At 34.1% G+C, this 1380-nt stretch carries 2 protein-coding genes; one reads left to right on the forward strand and one right to left on the reverse strand.

Annotation, left to right across the window (positions count from 1 at the left end; translation table 11 throughout):
- The first annotated feature begins 151 nt into the window (after nucleotides 1-151).
- Nucleotides 152-415, forward strand: coding sequence for a hypothetical protein (locus AB1422_19485; GenBank protein MEW6621484.1), 264 nt, complete (start codon nucleotides 152-154; stop codon nucleotides 413-415).
- Here AB1422_19485 and rlmB read toward each other — a convergent pair.
- On the reverse strand, nucleotides 407-1129 hold the full coding sequence (gene rlmB, locus AB1422_19490) for a 23S rRNA (guanosine(2251)-2'-O)-methyltransferase RlmB (GenBank protein MEW6621485.1): 723 nt from the start codon (nucleotides 1127-1129) through the stop codon (nucleotides 407-409). The genes AB1422_19485 and rlmB overlap by 9 nt on opposite strands.
- Nucleotides 1130-1380 lie beyond the last annotated feature (251 nt).

Genomic DNA, 1380 nt, shown 5'->3' on the forward strand with positions numbered 1-1380 from the left:
TTTTCCACAATCAATTTCTACCTATTTCTATAAATTTCAATCTATTTCTATTATCTTATCTCCATATCACTCTTATCTCCTTATCCCCTTTCTTACACTTTTGATATATAGCCTGAACGGTTACACAAATTTAAAAAGGGAGTGATGAAAAATGTGGGTAGAAAAAGCACAGGTGCCAGTTATTCTTTTTACGCAATTTCAACGAATAGAAGCATATATGTATACTTATAAGGATGCCAGGATATTGGATGAGTTAAACGCGGGAGCGAAAGATTATATCGCCCTTACAAATGTCAAAGTATATTCTATTGAGGGGAAAAAACCAATGTATGAAGTAGATTTTATGGCAATTAACAAAAAACATATTGTAAATTTAATGCCTCAAGGCGAATTTAGCGAAAAAGAGTTATTTTAACTTCCTTTGTTTAACTATTTCGTAGCAAAAGATAGCACAACTAAGAGACACATTGAATGAAAGTTTAGCCCCTTCCATTGGAATACGCACCTTTATATCAAGATGTTTTTGTATTCCATAGCGGATTCCTTTTCCCTCAGAGCCTAAAACAAATCCTAATGGAAACAGTAAGGGGATTTTGGTTATATCACAAGCATCATCACTGACCTGGGCGCCAATAATCCAATATCCACATTCCTTTGCCAGAACTATTGCTTTGGGAAGATTAGCTACTAATGAGATTAATATATAATTTTCGCCTCCAGAGGCTACATGTAGAACCGTTTCATTGACTTCACACGCCTCAAATTGAGGAATAATAATCGCAAATTTCCCAAAACAAGCGGCGGTGCGGATAATCGCACCTAAGTTCTGCGGGTCATATATCCTGTCTAAAAATATAAGTGTCAATTGGTTAGCAGTTGAATAACTCAACAAATCCTCAAAAGAAGTATAAGCATACTTATCTACTCTGGCAATTATACCTTGAGTATTTGTCTGGGGTTTAATTTTAATTAATTCATCTGAAGATAAACGCTCTAAAGAAATATTATTTGCTATTATTAATTTCTCGATATGTGGTTCATTAAAATTATCTTGCAAAAATACCTTTTTTATACTTTTAGGCTTTGTTTTTAGTCTTTCTAAAACAGAATTTTTCCCATACAAAAGCATTAAATTTCTCCTGAAAATAGGTTATGGGACGCAGATTTTCGCAGATTATCAGGATGTATATTTAAAAATCCTGAAAATCTGCGTTTATCTGCGTCCCATACTTCTCCTGAAAATGTCCGTAACCTATTGTAATTGCTTGATTTACAAAACTACATTTTCATCGTCCTCGTATAATATATATTGTTGGTCATTTTGAATGCCACAATCCTAATTCCTTATTAAAGCCCCCAAGATTGGGGGGTGGGGGTTGA

The organism is bacterium, assembly GCA_040757115.1.
GTDB lineage: Bacteria > UBA9089 > CG2-30-40-21 > CG2-30-40-21 > SBAY01 > JBFLXS01.

What these genes read in the sequence shown, in the direction of transcription:
- rlmB (MEW6621485.1), bottom strand. Translation starts at nt 1,129, where the DNA reads ATGCTTTTGTATGGGAAAAATTCTGTTTTAGAAAGACTAAAAACAAAG.
- AB1422_19485 (MEW6621484.1), top strand. Translation starts at nt 152, where the DNA reads ATGTGGGTAGAAAAAGCACAGGTGCCAGTTATTCTTTTTACGCAATTT.